This window comes from Allobosea sp. CCNWLY174 (assembly GCF_037120455.1).
GTDB lineage: Bacteria > Pseudomonadota > Alphaproteobacteria > Rhizobiales > Beijerinckiaceae > Allobosea > Allobosea lupini.
In genome coordinates this window covers 98,541-113,801 of sequence record NZ_JBBBBQ010000011.1, presented here as the reverse complement: position 1 = coordinate 113,801, position 15,261 = coordinate 98,541, and the positions used below count along the sequence as shown (strand labels likewise).

Below are 15,261 nucleotides of genomic sequence, written 5' to 3'. Positions count from 1 at the left end.
GGCCACAGCGGTTGGCCTCGACGCTGTCCGGCATAAGGCACATCTCAGATCGGAACGTGCGGCAAGGCCTTCATCCCTTCCAGATGCAGCCGCATCTTGATGTCCTGGTTGTGGTTGCCGAAGCCGCGGCCGAAAATGTTGACTCCCCCCGGGCGGCCCTCCTTTTCGTCGATGCCGATGCGTACCTTGATCGAATGGTGGAGGTCGAGGTCGAGATCCGTGGTGGCGACATCGCTGAGCCGGCGTTCGCCGAGATAGGTGCCGTCCGCGGTGATGCGCCAGGTCGTCAGGATGCCGTATTGCGAGCCTTCGAGCTTCCACCAATGCGGCGTGTAGATCCCTCGGCGGTCACCGTAGTCGCCCGGACAGGTCCAGGTGCCGACCTTGCGGCCATTGACCCAGAGGCTGATGTCGGACGGCCAGTCGGCATTGGTTCCCGGCACCTCCGACGACATCTCCATCTCGAATTCGAGCGCGGTGATCGCCTGGTTCAGGACCTTGGCATTGTTCGGGAATTTGTACTCGACATAGCCGCGACCGAACCAGATCAGCCCTGCCTGGACCCGGCGCGGATCGAGGAACAGCTCGGGCACGTCGAGCACGCCGAGGATACGCTCGGTCGAGCAGAGCCCGCAGGGCGCAGAGACGTTCGAGCTGGTATAGAGCCCGAGCGGCATCTCGACTTCGACGACGTTGCGCTCCCGGCTCGGATCCTCCGGGTCTAGATTGACGACGATCTCGGCATAGCGCGCCGCGCAGACCTTCTGCTGGCCCTTGGCGGCCTTGCCGAGCGAGGTCGAGATCAGCTCGGCTTCCTCGAGCACCTGGACATTGGTCACGATCGTTGATTGCGGCAGGCCGAGCACCTCGGCGATCTGGTTTATGTTCTTGGGGCCGTGGCGGTTGAGCAGCCGCAGGATGCGCAGCCTGACCGGGGAGGCCAGGCCGCGCAGCACCTGATACTGGCGATCGGCATTGACGACGAGGAAGCTGCGGTCGCGCCGGGTCTGCGCGCCCGGCGCAGGACCAGCTCCGCCGGGATCCCGGCGACCGCGCTGCGATCTTGGTGGGCTCTCGTCCATCGTGGTGAAGACGCGTGCTCCTAGCCTTCCAGCCTGATCACATTCCACGAAGCCGGCTGCAACTCCAGCGAGATCGCGTTCGCCTTCGCCGAGACACCCTTCAAGGTCGCGGGCTTGACCTTGAGTTGCTCCTTCTTGCTGTTGACGGCCTTCAGGTCGGCATGGCGCAGCTCGGTCGCCTCCGCGACCTTGAGCTTGCCGAAGCCTCGGGCATCGAGCGTCACCGTGACGGGCTGCTCCAGATCGCGGTTGAGCAGGAAAAGCGAGACGCCCTTGTCGTCGGCGACGACCGAGGCCTTCAGATAGGGCGCGTCGATCGGGTAGTAGAGGTCCTGCTTGCCGCGCGGGTCGTAATAGTCGGCCTGGTAGCTCTCGGACTTGACGATCGCCTTCAGCACGCTGCCGCGGCCGAGCCGGCTCATCTGGGCAAAGGGCCAGAAGATCGTCTGTCGCCAGGCCGGCCCGCCGGTCTCGGTCATGATCGGCGCGATGACGTTGACAAGCTGGGCGAGGCAGGCCGCCTTGACCCGGTCGGCATGGTTTAGCAGCGAGATGCAGGCGCCGCCGAAGACGAGCGCGTCCTCCATCGAGTAGATCTCCTCCAGGATCGGCGGCGCCACCGGCCAGCCCTCCTTGACGCGGTCCGCTCGCACCCGCCGCGTCCGGTACCAGACATTCCATTCGTCGAAGCTCAGCATGATCCGCTTGTCGGAGCGCCGGCGCGCTGCGACCGCATCCGAGATCGCGACGACCTCCTCGATGAACTGGTCCATCAGGTCGGGGCTGGCCAGGAAGGCCTTGGTGTCGGCGGCATAATTGTTGAAATAGGTGTGCAGCGAGATGAACTCGACCTGGTCGAAGGTGTGCTCGAGAACCTCGTCCTCCCAGCGGCCATAGGTCGGCATGTTGCGGCCGGACGAGCCGCAGGCGGCCAGCTCGATCGACGGGTCGATCCAGCGCATCATCTTCGCGGCTTCATGGGCGACGCGGCCGTATTCGGTCGCGGTCTTGTGCTCCATCTGCCAGGGGCCGTCGACCTCGTTGCCGAGGCACCAGAACTTGATGTCGTGCGGCTTCTTCCAGCCGTGCTTGATGCGCAGGTCCGACCAGGCGGTGCCGCCGGGATGGTTGCAGTATTCGACGAGGTTGCGCGCCGCGTCGCCGTCGCGCGTGCCGAGGTTGACGGCGAGCATCGGCTCGATCTTCGCGGCGCGGCACCAGTCGACGAACTCGTTGGTCCCGAAGGTGTTCGGCTCCGTGGTGAACCAGGCGAGGTCGAGCCTTGCCGGGCGGTCCTTGACCGGACCGACGCCGTCTTCCCAGTTGTAACCCGAGACGAAATTGCCGCCGGGATAGCGCATGATCGTCGGGCCGAGCTCCTTGACGAGGTCGAGCACGTCCTTGCGGAATCCGCGCTTGTCGGCGGTCGGATGGCCGGGCTCGTAGATGCCGCCATAGACGCAGCGGCCGAGATGCTCGACGAAGGCTCCGAAGAGCCGCGGATCGGTGTCGCCGATGGCGAAGGCACGGTCGAAGGTGATGCTGGCTTGTCTCATGGCTTGGCTCCGGAGGCTGGAACGGCTTTGGGCGGATATCCGCCGCGGAAGGCCCCGGCGCTGTCGGGCGTGAGCACGGCGTCGCGGAGCTGGCGGGAATAGGGATGCGAGGGGGCCGAGAGCACGGCGCGGGCCGGCCCTTCTTCGACCACGACGCCCTTCTGCATGATGATCAGCCGGTCGCTGATGTAGTATGCGGTGGCGAGGTCGTGGGTGATGTAGATGATCGACAGGCCGAGCTCGTCGCGCAGGCGTCCGAACAGGTTGACGATCGACATGCGGAGCGAAGCGTCGACCATCGAGACCGGCTCGTCGGCGACGATCAGCCTGGGCCTGGCGACGAGCGCGCGGGCGATCGCGACCCGCTGGAGCTGGCCGCCTGACAGCTCATGCGGAAACCGCCCGGCGATCTCGGCCAGCGAGAGGCCGACCTGCTTCAGCGCCTCGTCGGCCCGGCCCTCCGCCGCCTTGCGGTCGGTGGCCTCGCCGAAGCGTTCAGCCGTCATGAACAGGTAGCGATCGAGCTGCTTCAGCGGGTTGAAGGCCTCGAACGGATTCTGGAAGATCGGCTGCACCTTGGCCATGAAGGCGCGCCGCTCATAGGCTGCGACATCCTGCCCGGCGAGTCTGATCGAGCCGGAGCTCGGCGCATGGATGCCGAGGATCATACGCGCCAGCGTCGACTTGCCGGAGCCGGACTCGCCGATCACCGTGAAGATCTCCGGCGTCTCGTCCCGTAGCGCGAAGCTGACCTCCTTGACCGCCTCGACGCGCCGCGACGAGAACAGCCCGCCGCGCGCGAAGGTCTTGCCGACCTTGTCGAGTTCGAGGAGCGCGCTCATGCCGCCGCCCCCGGATTGACCGCATGGCAGGCGGCGCGGTGGCCGGGCAGCGTCTCGACCATCGCGGGCACCGTCGTCGCGCACACCGGCATGGCGAGCGGGCAGCGCGGGTGGAAACGGCAGCCCGGCGGCGGCGCGGCGAGACTGGGCGGGGTGCCTTCCAGCCCCTCGCGCTGCTTCACGTCGCCGATGCGCGGCAGGCTTGCGATCAGATGCCTGGTATAGGGGTGTAGCGGCCGCTCGAAGATCTCCGGCGTCTCGCCGTCCTCGACCAGGCGGCCCGCATACATGATGCCGAGCCTGTCGGTCAGCGCCGCGTGGACGCCCATGTCGTGGGTGATGAACAGGACGCTCGAGCCCATTTCCTGCTGGATCGAGCGGATCATGCCGAGCACGTCCTTCTGCACGATCACGTCGAGCGCGGTCGTCGGCTCGTCGGCGATGACGAATTCCGGCTTGCAGATCGTCGCCAGCGCGATGGTGACGCGCTGGCGCATGCCGCCGGAAAGCTCGTGCGGATAGGCTGCGAGTACCGACGGGTCGAGCTTGACGCGCTCCAGATGCGCGGCCGCCCTGGCGTCGAACTCAGCTTTGCTGCCGCCGAGATGGCGCCAGGCGAAGTCGCGGAAGCTGTGCCTGATCCGCCGGAGCGGGTTCAGCACGTTCATCGAGCCCTGCATGATGTAGGACAGGTGCCGCCAGCGGATGCGGCGGACCACCTCGGGCGGCGCGCGCCCGATCGCATCCCACTCCGGCAGGAAGGAGAAGCGGGCCGAGCCGCCGACCATCTCCAGCGGCGGCTTCAGCAGCCCCGCAATGGTCTTGACCAGCGTCGTCTTGCCAGAGCTGGATTCGCCGGCGAGTCCGTAGATCTCGTTGCGGCGGACGTCGAAGGTCACGCCGTCCACGGCCCTCACCTCGCGATTGACGCCGAAATAGCGGGTGCGGAAATGGGCTTGCAGATCGTGGACCTGCAGCACCGGCGTCTGGTCGGGCGCCGCGCTCATCGGCCGCCCCCCATCCGCGCCAGGCGGCTGCGCGGGTCGATGTACTCGTTCATCGAGACCGCGAGCAGGAAGAGCCCGACGAAGGTCATCACCACCAGCGCGATCGGAAAGGCGATCCACCACCAGATGCCGGCCACCAGCGCCGTGTGCTGGTTCGCCCAATAGATCATCCCGCCGATGGTCGGTGCGTTGATGTCGGTGAAGCCGAGGACGGCGAGGGTGACCTCGATGCCGATCGACCAGTTCATGTTGTTCATCGTGGTCGAGAACACGATCGGCATCACATAGGGCAGATGCTCGCGCGCCAGGATCTCGTGCGTCTTCATCCCCGAGAAGATGCTGGTCTGGGTGAATTCGCGCGTCTTCAGCGACAGCGCGACCGAGCGGATCAGGCGGGCGTCATAGGCCCAGCCCAGGCAGGCCATGATGGTTGCGAGCAGCGGCGTCGACATCGAGTCGCGCAGCACGAAGTAGAACAGGATCAGGATCGGGAAGAGCGGGATGATGATGAAGGTGTCGTTGATCGACATCAGTACGCGGTCGATCCAGCCGCCACTGTAGCCGGCGAGCAGGCCGACCACGAGCGCGATGATCCGCGACAGCACCGCGACCATGATGCCGAAGCTCAGCGTGTTGCGGATGGCGAAGGTGAGCTGCCAGAAGACGTCCTGCCCGCGCGAGGTCGTGCCCAGCCAGTGGGCGGCCGAGGGCGGCACGTCCGGCGGCACGACATAGACCTCGCCCGGCGGATAGGGCGAGACGAAGGAGAGCCCCGCCATCACCACCACGATCGAGACGAGGACGAGCCCGATCCTGAATTCGAGATTGTAGCGGATGAGGTCGCGCAGGATCGCCAGCATCAGCGCAGCTCCACGCGCGGATCGATCAGCGGATAGAGCAGGTCGATGACGAGGACGCCTACCGAGACCGCGATGATCGAGACGGTGGTGACGCCGAGCACGAGGCCGTAGTCACCGGCATAGACCGCATCGACCAGGAGCGTGCCGACGCCGGGATAGCCGAAGACCTTCTCGGTGATCACCGCGCCGTTGAAGATGCCGCCGAGCGACATGGCGAGCCCGGTGACCTGCGGCGCCAGCGCATTGCGCATGACGTAGGAGCCGAGCACGCGGCGGCTGTCGAGCCCGGCGATCTCGGCATAGACGACATAGTCCTCGGTCACGACGTTCGACACCAGCGAGCGCATGCCGAGGAACCAGCTGCCGAGCCCGATCAGGATGAGCGACAGGGCCGGCAGGATCGAGTGCAGCAGGACGCTCGAGACGAAGGACCAGTTCCAACCCTGCTGCAGGTTCATCGCCGAGCCGCCGGTGATCGGTAGCACCGGCCAGAGGAAGCCGAAGACGATGAGCAGCAGCAGCGCGACGATGTAGTAGGGGATCGGGTGGACGCCCATGGCGACCACGCCCATCAGCTTCAGCGTGCGATTGCGCTGGTAGTAGCCGGCGAGCCCGCCGAGCAGGTTGCCCAGCACCCAGGTGATCACCGTCGAGACGATCAGCAGCCCGGCGGTCCAGGGCAGCGCCCGGCCGATCAGCGCGGAGACAGGTGTCGGGAAGGCGGAGAGCGAGGGCCCGAAATCACCGCGCAGCACCCGGCTCCAGAAGGTGAGGTACTGCTCGCCCAGCGTTCCCTTGAGCCCGTAGAGCTCCTGCAGCGAGGTGCGCATCGCCGCGATCGCTTCCGGGGCCGTGCTGCCGAAGGAGGTCACCGCAGAGATCGACTGCTCGACCGGGTCGATCGGCGAGGCATGCGTGATCACGAAGGCCAGGTTGACGCCGATGAAGACGACCACGACGAACTGGACCAGGCGTTTCGCGAGATAGGCGATGTAGGCGTTCATGCGATCCCGAAAGCTCCACCTGGCCGGCGGCGAGGTGCCGCGCGCCGGCTGGCGATTGTCCTGGGAGGAAGGTGGGCCGCGCCTCGGGGCGCAGCCCTTGCCGGATCACTTAGCCGGCTTCAGCCGCACGAACATGTAGCGGGAATTGCCCCAGTTCGTGACCGGATTGGCGTAGGGGTCGTCGGCGGTCGGGTAACCCGTCCAATAGGTCTGATCCATCGCGGTGAAGACGTTGTAGGCCATCAGCGGGATGATCGGCATTTCGCGCGTCATCAGCTTGACGTAGTCGCGGCCGAGCTCGACGCCCTTGGGGTCGTCGAACCCGATCTTGCGGATGTCCTCGATGATCTTGTCGAGCTCGGGATGCGACCAGCGCTGCCAGTTGCGCAGGGGCTGGGGCTGGCCGGGCTGGGCGACGAATTGCGAGTGCCAGCTGTCCATGAAGTAGGACAGATCCTGGTGCCCGCCCCAGGTCTCGACGCTCCAGCCGATGAAGGCGTCGAAATCGCCGGCGGCGCGCCTGGTCAGCAGCGTGCCCTGCGCCACGTCGATGCGCGCATCGATGCCGGCCTGCTTCCATTGCTGCACGATCATCGTGCCGGCCCGCGTCATCACCGGGCGCAGGTCGCCCTCGACCATCAGCCTGACGGTGAACGGCTTGCCGTCCGGCGTCAGCCACTGGTTGCCCTGCTTTCGGAAGCCGGCGCGGGTCAGCAGTTCGCCCGCCGCCGCGACATTGGGTTTCCACCAGCCTAGGCCGAAGGAATTGGCGATCACCGCCGGATCGGACGGAATCTGGTCGCCCATCGACGGCCGCAGCATGTCGGCGATCTGCTTGCCGACCGTCGGATCGTAGGGCTTGATCTTGCTCGTGCCGGTGTCGATCTCGAAATCCTTGAGCCAGGCCTCCATCGGCTTGTGGTAGGCCTCGGGATGGATGCCGGTCGGCGGCACGGCGATCGCCGAGATGGTGGCGGCGCCGCGGTAGGCGGCCATCGTCACCGCCTTGACGTCGATCATCAGCGCCAGCGCCCAGCGTACGTCGCGGTTCTTCAGGGTCTCGTTCTGGGTGTTGAAGATCACCGCCGGCAGGGTCGGATCGGGATGGCCGTAGGGGAAGCCCTTGAACCAGGCACGCGTGCCCTTGTCCTGCTTCGCCAGCGTGAACATGCCCTCCGGCGCGATGTCGTGGATCACGTCGAGCTCATGGTTGAGCTGGGCGATGACGCGCTTGTCCGGCGGGCCGGGGTCGATATAGGCGAGGTATTTCGGGCCCGGCTTGCCATGGCGGCCCAGCGAGGTGCGCTGCCAATCCTCGCGCAACTGCCAGATGTACCATTTCCCGTCGGGATCGAAGGATTGCAGCGTATAGGCGCCGAGCGAGACCGGCTTGTTGAAGTCGAACTTGGCGGGGTCCTCGACCTTCTCGAAGATGTGCTTCGGCAGGATCCAGATGGCGCCCCAGCGCACGGTGAAATTGGTGTGGAAGCGCGAATTGGGCTTCTTCAGCTTGAAGATCACTGTCTCCGCATCGGGCGTCTCGACCGAGGCGACATTATTGGCCAGCACCGCCGAGAAGCGCATGCCGGGGTTCTTGATCTGGATGTCGACCGTCGCCTTGACGTCGGCGGAGGTGAACTCGACGCCGTCGCTCCAGAACAGGCCGCGCCGGAGCTTGACCTGCATCTCGGTGAAGTCGGCATTGTAGACCGGCTTGTCGGCGGCGAGCGAATTGTCCCAGGCGCCGTCGAGGCCCTTTTCCGGGTCGATGTACCAGAGCGTGTCGAGCGCCGCCTGCTGCAGGCCGTTGGACTGGCTGCCAGCATTGATCGCCCAGATGTTGAACCAGCCGGCGTTCTTGATCGTCCCTTCCGGGTTCTCCAGGATCAGGAGCTCCTTGCGGGGGATATTCTGTGGGATGCCCTGTGCGGCCACGGGCGCGGCCGAAAGCGCCGTCAATGAACCCAGCAGCGACGCAGCAAGCAGCACGGCGCGCAGACGCCTCATCGTCACCTCCCATTAAGACGGGGCGTTTTCCGCCCTTCATGACCGGAAGCTTATGGCGCGCCAAAAACCGGAGCAACGACAGATGTGATCTATATCAGAACGTTGGATATGAATGATCCAAGGTGCTCTAATAATTACATAATTTTAGTTTTCGCCAGCGCCCAAACCACGCTTCAATGGGGCGCATCTTCTATATCAGCGCAGAACGCGCCAGGAGCTGCCGTTCGAGAGCGGCCAGGACGCGGACCTTTGCCGGTCCAAAAACGTGCACGCTACAGCTGCAGTTCTGCCATGTGCGGCATTTTTCGATAGGGTCGGCCAGGCTCAATCGTCCCCAGCAGCGCGACAATGGCGAGAACCGCCGCAGCCAGGGCAAGCTCCGCTTTAATGCCCCACCGACTGGCGGTGATCAGTCGAACGCGATGCCCCATGGTGGGCGAGCAGCAGCAAGCGCCCTTCAACGGCGAATGGCATCGGCGATCTTCTCGGCGATCATGATGGTCGAGAGATTGGTGTTGGCGCAGGGCACGGTCGGCATGATCGAGGCGTCGGCGACGCAGAGGCCTTCGACGCCGATCACCCTGCCCGAAGGATCGACGACCGCCCCGCGATCGGCCACGGCGCCCATGCGGCAGGTGCCGCAAGCGTGCCAGTTGCCGAGCACCGTGGCGCGGATCCAGTCGTCGAGCATCCGGTCATCGGCGGTCATCCGCGCGAGGTCTAGCCCGTCCGGGAATGCGAGCCGCATCAGCGCCCGGCGTGGAACGTCGCCGGCATCGAGCAGCCTTGAGCCGAGCGCCGAGATTCCGCTTCCGGCCGGCCCGGCGGAACGCAGCGCGCGCAGCCAGCGCGTATAGGCTCCGGCGAACACGCCATGGATGACGGCCTGCACCTGCGGCGCCGACAGCAGGCGATGCACGAGCCGAACCCCGTCGCGCATGCGCAGGAGATCGCGCTCGTCGGCCAGCAGGTTGAAGGCGACGAAGGGTTCGATCTGCGGGGCAGCGGATCTGAGGGCCACGAAGCCCCGGGAAAAAGCCTTGTCCGGCCCCACGCGCACCACCGCGAACTGCTGGCCGATCGCGCTTGGATCGAAGCGGTTGGCGAGCGAGATCTTCATGTCCTGCGCCGGGCAATCCTCCATGCCGGAACTGAAGCGCGCGTACATCAGGAACGGATTGCGCAATTGCGGGTCGAGGCGGCCCTCCGGCTTGAGATGCGCGCCGAGGCCGACCAGCGGGTGATCCTGGAGATTGGCGCCGACGCCGGGGCGATCCGCCACCACCGCGATGCCGTGCTCACGCAGATGCCCGGCCGGGCCGATGCCGGAGCGCATCAGCAGCGACGGCGAATGGATGGCGCCTGCGGCAACGATGATCTCCCGAGCGGCCAGGCGCGTCGTCCGCCCCTTGACGAGCGCATGGAGCGCGACCGCCCGGCGATCGTCGAATTCGAGATGCGTTGCGACCGCCTCCGGGATGATCCGCAGATTGGTGCGCAGGCGCGTCGCGTCGTCGAGATAGGCCAGCGCGGTCGAGACGCGCCTGCCGTACACATTGTTTCTCGGAAAGGGAAAACAGCCGTCGCCCGGCTCGGCGTTGGCATCGTCATGATAGGGCATGCCGGCCTCGGCGGCCGCTTCGCGGAAGGCGAGCGCGAAGCCTGCCCAGTCCTTCGGGAAGGTGCGGCGGATCGGCAGCGGCCCCTCCTTGCCGTGGAGCGGGCCCGCGAAATCGAGGTCGCGCTCGAGCTTGCAAAAATAGGGCAGGCAGTCGCGCCAGCCCCAGCCCGTCGCGCCCAGCCGCTCCCATTCGTCGTAATCGGAGGGGATGCCGCGCAGCGCCACCTGCCCGTTGACGCTGGAGCCGCCGCCCATCACCCGCGCTTGCTCGTAGCGGACCGGCGTCATCTCGTCGACGATCTGCCGTTGAGAGCGGTTGCCGACCGGATCGCGGAACACGGTCAGGTCCGTCCAATAGCGCTCGTCCGAGAAGTAGTCCGGCAGATAGTTTTCGCGCGCGATCGACTCCGGCATGCGCTCTGGGGGCGTATCTGGGCCGGCCTCCAGCAGACACACGGTCGCAGCGGGGTTCTCGGACAACCTGGCAGCAAGAACGCAACCCGCGGAGCCGCCACCGACCACGAGGTAATGAAAGCGATCAGGCCAATCCAATTTTGCCTCCGGCGCTGCGAAACCCGATTACAGCCTTGCCATTTGATTTACAACCTTGACATATCGATCGTCGACCGGCACAAAGCGATCGAGCCCTATCGTGACGGAGGCGCTGGTGCCCAATCTGCTGAGCGACCCCTCGGAGGAATCGTCCGTTGTCAGCGGGCGGCTCGCCTCGGCCGTCTACGAGCAGATCGAACGGCTCATCCGTCGCGGCGAGTTTCCCAAAGGGGTGAAGCTGCCGGCGGAGTCGGAGCTGGCGCGCCGTTTCGGCGTGTCGCGACCAGTGGTGCGCGAGGCGCTGGCCCGCTTGCGCGAGGAGGGCATCGTCCGCTCTCAGCAAGGGTCGGGTACCTTCGTCATTCGCGGCATGCTGCCGAGCGCGGCCGCCCTGCCTCCGATCCGGACGCTGGCGGATCTTCTGCGCTATTATGAGTACCGCATGGATCTTGAGGCGGCGACGGCGGGCCTCGCCGCCGAACGGCGCACGGCCGACGATATCGCGGAGATCGGCAAGGTCTTGGCGGGGGCGGAAGAGATGCTGCGCCAAGGCCAGCACCAATTGCTGGCCGACGCCAATTTTGCATTCCATCGCGCCGTGGCGCAGGCGACGCGCAACCCGTTCTACGTCCGCACCCTGGAGATGATGCCGAATTTCATCGGCCGCAACCAGCTCGACCTCGTCGCCGCCAGCCAGAACAGCAGCGAGTCGCATCTCTGGCGAATCCACCGCGAGCACGTCGCGATCTTCGACGCGATCGAGGCCGCGGACACCGTGCGAGCGCGCTCCGAGATGCAGCGGCACATCCTGGCGGCGCGCGATGTGGTGCTCAACCGGCAGTCCTTGCTCGCAGATGTCGAGGTCGACGGCCGCGACACCTGACGATGGCGGCACGGTAACAGCCGGCCGATTCAGATAAATTCGGGAGGATGTGATGCTCACACGACGCACGGCTCTGGCGGGACTGGCAGTCGGCCCGATGGCAGCGGCTCTGCCGGCCGCCGCCCAGGAGAAGAAGCTCACCATCGTCGCGCACGCCGTTCATAAGGCGGCCGCCACGACTGGCAAGGGCGGCGACATCACGGCGGCCTGGCGGGAGAAGAACGGCGCCGCGATCGAATGGCTGACCTTTGGTGTCGACGCCACCAATGAAAGGGCGCTCAGGGAAGCGAGTCTCAGCCAGGGCGGTGTCGATATCGCTTTCGTCCTGAACGGCCTGGTCGGTCCGCAATACGCGCAGCTCTTCGAGGATCTGCGCGAGTGGCAGGCGAAGGATCCGATCTCCGCCTTCGACGAGATCCCGGACACCATGCTGGCGACCCATCGCTATGACGGCAAGGTCACGGCGGTTCCCTATCGGCACGCGACTCAGGGGCTGCATTTCAATGCCGATCTCCTTGCCGAGCGCGGGGTTTCGGCGCCGCCGGCCACGATCAAAGACCTGATCGGAATGGCCGAGAAGCTGACCTATGACCGGCCCGACGGTACAAAGGTCTATGGCTTCGTCCTGTCGATGGAAGACCTGTCCTGCACGCTCGACATCGTGCGTGCCTTCGGCGGCGACTTCATCACGCCCGATCTCAAGGTCGTCATCGACCAGCCGGAGGCCGTGCAGGCGATCACGGCCATGCGCGATCTCGTCAGGAAGAACGCGATGCCGCGCAACATCATGAACTTCAAGAACGAGGACGTGATCAACCATATGCAGCAGGGCCGGGCTGCGATGACCAATAGCCCGTTCGGCCGCTACTTCACCTTCAACGATCCCAAGGCCAGCAAGTTTCCGGGCAAGGTGCAGGTCGTCGCGCTGCCCACGGCCGTCGACGCCAGACCGACGCCGGCCAAGACCTCCGTCTGGGCCATGGCGATCCCGCGCAATGGACGCAACAAGGAGCTGGCCTGGAGCCTGATCCGGCATCTGAGCACGCCGGAAGCGACGATTCTCGCCACGCTCAACGGCAACGGCCCGGTGCGGCCCTCGGCCTATGGCGATACGCGCGTGAAGGAGCTCCTGCCTTATGCCGAGGCCGAAAAGACGGCGCTAGCCACAGCCCGGCTGATCACCCCCAGCTTCCCCAATGCCCAGCAGGCCATGAGCGTGCTGATGGAGGAACTCGGGCTCGCTTTGCTGGGACGGAAGGAAGTCCAGGCTGCGATGACCGACGCAAAGGCGCGCGTCGTGCCGTTGATCGGCGCCTGACGGGTCGCGCAGGACCTGCGCAGGCCCCCCCTATGCGCAGCGCGACAGGATGGATTCGAAGCAGGCGCCGATCAAGGCTTCAAAACCCTCTATCGAGGCGCCGCCGATATGCGGCGTCGCGAGAATGCCGGGCTGCTGAAAGATCGCTTCGGCAGGTAGAGGTTCCACGGCGAAATTGTCGAAGCTCGCGCCCGCAATCCGGCCTTCGCTCACCGCCGCGCGCACCTCGGCCTCGTCGACGACGCCGGCCCGCGCGATGGAGACGAGAATGGCGGATGGCTTCATCCCGGCGATCTCGCGGGCTCCGATTGCGCCGCGCGTCGCTTCGGTCAACGGCAATTGCACCGTTACGACGTCGGAGCAGCGCAACAGCTCGGTCTTGTCCGCCCATCGTGCGGCGCTTCCCGGCGGAATGGTGCGCTCGATATCGTGAAACAGGATTTCGACCTCGAAGGGCTCCAGGAGTCGCGCCAGATCGCGGCCGATCGCACCGAAGCCGAGGAGGCCAACGGTCTTGCCCTGCAGCCTGCGTGGCGGCAGGCTGGCGGGGGCGGGAGACCATTCTCCGCGTGACCACGCCGAAACGGTCTCGGGCAGATGGCGCAGCAGGGCCAGGATCGCGAGCAGGACGAATTCGGATACGCTGCGGGCATTGATTCCCGGCAGTTCGGCGAAAGACAGGCCGCGGGCCCGCAGATAGGCGGGATCGATATTGTCGAACCCCGTCCCCCAGCGCTGCACGAAACGCAGATGGGGCGCTCCGTCGAGCAGGCGGGCGGCAACCGGCGCGGTTCCTACCACCACTGCGTCCAGCGGCGCCATAGCGACCGGTGTCTCAGGCGAGGCACCGAGGAAGACGGGCTCGATCCCGTGCGGGCACAGCGCCGCGATCCGCGTCCGCTGCGCCGCGTCCCAGTCGATCAGGAATCCGACGACGAGACGCCGAGATGGAGGACCGGCCGTCAACGCTTCAGATCTGCGCACCCTGCGCCTTCAGAGCCTGCTGGATCGCGCCGATCGGCAGGTGGCGGGCTTCGACGCCCTCGTCAGCGGCGAGCGCTGCGGCGACGCCGGCCGCCTGGCCGGTGACGATGCAGCCGGCCTGTTGTCGAATCGAGCCGCAGGCGACGCGATCGGCCGAGACGCAGCGACCGGCGACGAGCAGGCCGTCGATCTTCTCGGGCAAGAGGATGCGGAAGGGGATCTGGTAGAGCTTGCCCTCGCGGATCGCGCTCATCCGCGTGACCTGGCTGCCGTCAATGTTGTGGACGTCGACGGTGGCGCCGCAATAGCCGATGCTGTCCTCGAAGGAGCGCGCCTCGAGTACGTCCTCGCCCGTCAGCATGTACTCGCCGACCACGCGGCGGGTTTCGCGCACGCCGATATTGTCGGCGATCTGCAAGACATAGGCGTTCTCGTAGCCGGGCACATAGCTCCGGTAAAATTCGCCTATCCTGAGCGTGAAGTCGCGCATGGAGCCGATTGCCTCGCTCAGCGTCCTGTTGTCGGTGGCGTCGACCCGGTAGGCCATGTCGACATTGTGCATGGTGGTGTCGTAGACGACCTTCCCGTTGCGGAAGATCGGCCGCAGAATATTGTTGTGTGCCCGTGGGTTGAGCGTCGTCGAGCCGAAGGCGCTCGGATAGTCGCCCGCCTGCGCGGCCGCCTCGCGCAGTCGCGGCAGCCCCGGAATCGTCAGGGGCTTGCCGGCTTCGTAGAGCTCGCGCAGTTTGCGCAGATAGCCCTCCGAAAAATCCTCGCGGCCGCTGCAGGCATAATCGATCGTCTTGCCGAGATCGACGCCGCCCATCAGGAAGTACATGCTGATCGGCTGGACATAGGTCGGGTCGCCGTTCTCGCCCTGCTCGTAGCGCGCGCCGGCCAACCAGGCGACATGGCCGTCGCCGGTGGTGTCGATCACGAAATCGGCGCGGATCTCCTCGCCGAAATTGGCCTTGACCCCTACGACCCGACCGTTCTCGCGCAGCACCTCGGTGACCTTGGTGTTGTATTCGACCGCCACGCCGGCCTCGCGCACCATCTTGTCGATTACGACCTTCATGATCTCGGGATCGAAGCTGACACGGATGGTGGCCTTGCCTGGCGAGCCATAGGCGCCGCCGGCCTCGATCAGCCGGTCGATCATCTCCTGCGCGATGCCCTGGACGACCTGATCGCCGTCATAGGAGGTCTCCATCTGGACCAGCGTCTCTTGGTCGCGCCAGGGTTGATGCCTCAGCGAGACGATACCCGGGACGAGGCCGCCCGTCATGGTGCCGCCGAGATAGCTGCTCTGCTCGAGCAGCCGGACCTTCGCGCCGGCACGCGCCGCCGCGATCGCTGCGGCGAAGCCGCTAGTCCCGCCGCCGACCACCACGATATTCGCCATCTCGCTCGCTCCCGTCAGGCTTGCCGCAGAACGCCTCGCGGCCCGCTTTGAATTACAAGGCTGTAATTCCATCTTACATCCTTGACATGAAAGCAAGCGGCTTCTAGCCCTATCGTCAATGCGGCCCAAGCCGCCTGGCC

12 protein-coding genes are annotated in these 15,261 nt (G+C 65.9%); 2 read left to right on the top strand and 10 right to left on the bottom strand.

Annotated elements, in window-relative coordinates; all coding sequences use genetic code 11:
- Positions 1 to 44: 44 nt before the first annotated feature.
- The 8 genes from V7S63_RS24900 to V7S63_RS24865 form a co-directional block, all read right to left on the bottom strand.
- Positions 45 to 1,130 carry an ArsR/SmtB family transcription factor gene (locus tag V7S63_RS24900; protein WP_336532203.1) on the bottom strand — a complete coding sequence of 362 codons (1,086 nt, stop codon included), beginning with the start codon at positions 1,128 to 1,130 and terminating at the stop codon, positions 45 to 47.
- A complete protein-coding gene (gene arfA / locus V7S63_RS24895) occupies positions 1,103 to 2,638 on the bottom strand; it encodes an arabinosylfuranosidase ArfA (RefSeq protein ID WP_336532202.1) in 1,536 nt (511 codons plus the stop codon). Before arfA ends, V7S63_RS24900 begins: the two co-directional genes overlap by 28 nt.
- The gene (locus V7S63_RS24890; protein WP_336532201.1) at positions 2,635 to 3,480 is read right to left on the bottom strand and encodes an ABC transporter ATP-binding protein; all 846 of its coding nucleotides are present in this window, start codon (positions 3,478 to 3,480) and stop codon (positions 2,635 to 2,637) included. Before V7S63_RS24890 ends, arfA begins: the two co-directional genes overlap by 4 nt.
- A complete protein-coding gene (locus V7S63_RS24885; protein ID WP_336532200.1) occupies positions 3,477 to 4,487 on the bottom strand; it encodes an ABC transporter ATP-binding protein in 1,011 nt (336 codons plus the stop codon). Before V7S63_RS24885 ends, V7S63_RS24890 begins: the two co-directional genes overlap by 4 nt.
- Positions 4,484 to 5,347 carry an ABC transporter permease gene (locus V7S63_RS24880; protein ID WP_091841740.1) on the bottom strand — a complete coding sequence of 288 codons (864 nt, stop codon included), beginning with the start codon at positions 5,345 to 5,347 and terminating at the stop codon, positions 4,484 to 4,486. The genes V7S63_RS24885 and V7S63_RS24880 overlap by 4 nt, the downstream gene beginning before the upstream one ends.
- A complete protein-coding gene (locus tag V7S63_RS24875) occupies positions 5,347 to 6,351 on the bottom strand; it encodes an ABC transporter permease (protein WP_336532199.1) in 1,005 nt (334 codons plus the stop codon). The genes V7S63_RS24880 and V7S63_RS24875 overlap by 1 nt, the downstream gene beginning before the upstream one ends.
- Positions 6,352 to 6,456: 105 nt before the next feature.
- Complete coding sequence (locus V7S63_RS24870) at positions 6,457 to 8,358, bottom strand: ABC transporter substrate-binding protein (RefSeq protein ID WP_336532198.1); 1,902 nt, start codon at positions 8,356 to 8,358, stop codon at positions 6,457 to 6,459.
- A gap of 457 nt (positions 8,359 to 8,815) precedes the next feature.
- Positions 8,816 to 10,501, bottom strand: coding sequence for a GMC family oxidoreductase (locus V7S63_RS24865; RefSeq protein WP_336532272.1), 1,686 nt, complete (start codon positions 10,499 to 10,501; stop codon positions 8,816 to 8,818).
- Between the two features lie 130 nt (positions 10,502 to 10,631).
- Here V7S63_RS24865 and V7S63_RS24860 point away from each other — a divergent pair, with 130 nt between their 5' ends.
- Together V7S63_RS24860 and V7S63_RS24855 are read left to right on the top strand one after the other, a co-directional pair.
- Positions 10,632 to 11,414 carry a FadR/GntR family transcriptional regulator gene (locus tag V7S63_RS24860; protein ID WP_336532197.1) on the top strand — a complete coding sequence of 261 codons (783 nt, stop codon included), beginning with the start codon at positions 10,632 to 10,634 and terminating at the stop codon, positions 11,412 to 11,414.
- A gap of 52 nt (positions 11,415 to 11,466) precedes the next feature.
- A complete protein-coding gene (locus tag V7S63_RS24855; RefSeq protein ID WP_336532196.1) occupies positions 11,467 to 12,732 on the top strand; it encodes an extracellular solute-binding protein in 1,266 nt (421 codons plus the stop codon).
- Positions 12,733 to 12,762: 30 nt separating this feature from the next.
- On the opposite strand, the gene V7S63_RS24850 is transcribed toward V7S63_RS24855, so the two are convergent.
- Together V7S63_RS24850 and V7S63_RS24845 are read right to left on the bottom strand one after the other, a co-directional pair.
- Positions 12,763 to 13,554: an NAD(P)-dependent oxidoreductase gene (locus tag V7S63_RS24850; RefSeq protein ID WP_442896515.1), complete on the bottom strand. Its 792-nt coding sequence runs from the start codon at positions 13,552 to 13,554 to the stop codon at positions 12,763 to 12,765.
- 148 nt (positions 13,555 to 13,702) lie between these two features.
- A complete protein-coding gene (locus V7S63_RS24845) occupies positions 13,703 to 15,121 on the bottom strand; it encodes an FAD-dependent oxidoreductase (RefSeq protein ID WP_336532194.1) in 1,419 nt (472 codons plus the stop codon).
- Positions 15,122 to 15,261: the final 140 nt, after the last annotated feature.

Excerpts from the sequence above, each read along its gene's own strand:
- arfA (WP_336532202.1), bottom strand. The coding sequence starts at position 2,638 with ATGAGACAAGCCAGCATCACCTTCGACCGTGCCTTCGCCATCGGCGAC.
- V7S63_RS24890 (WP_336532201.1), bottom strand. The coding sequence starts at position 3,480 with ATGAGCGCGCTCCTCGAACTCGACAAGGTCGGCAAGACCTTCGCGCGC.
- V7S63_RS24885 (WP_336532200.1), bottom strand. The coding sequence starts at position 4,487 with ATGAGCGCGGCGCCCGACCAGACGCCGGTGCTGCAGGTCCACGATCTG.
- V7S63_RS24880 (WP_091841740.1), bottom strand. The coding sequence starts at position 5,347 with ATGCTGGCGATCCTGCGCGACCTCATCCGCTACAATCTCGAATTCAGG.
- V7S63_RS24875 (WP_336532199.1), bottom strand. The coding sequence starts at position 6,351 with ATGAACGCCTACATCGCCTATCTCGCGAAACGCCTGGTCCAGTTCGTC.
- V7S63_RS24870 (WP_336532198.1), bottom strand. The coding sequence starts at position 8,358 with ATGAGGCGTCTGCGCGCCGTGCTGCTTGCTGCGTCGCTGCTGGGTTCA.
- V7S63_RS24855 (WP_336532196.1), top strand. The coding sequence starts at position 11,467 with ATGCTCACACGACGCACGGCTCTGGCGGGACTGGCAGTCGGCCCGATG.
- V7S63_RS24850 (WP_442896515.1), bottom strand. The coding sequence starts at position 13,554 with ATGGCGCCGCTGGACGCAGTGGTGGTAGGAACCGCGCCGGTTGCCGCC.
- V7S63_RS24845 (WP_336532194.1), bottom strand. The coding sequence starts at position 15,121 with ATGGCGAATATCGTGGTGGTCGGCGGCGGGACTAGCGGCTTCGCCGCA.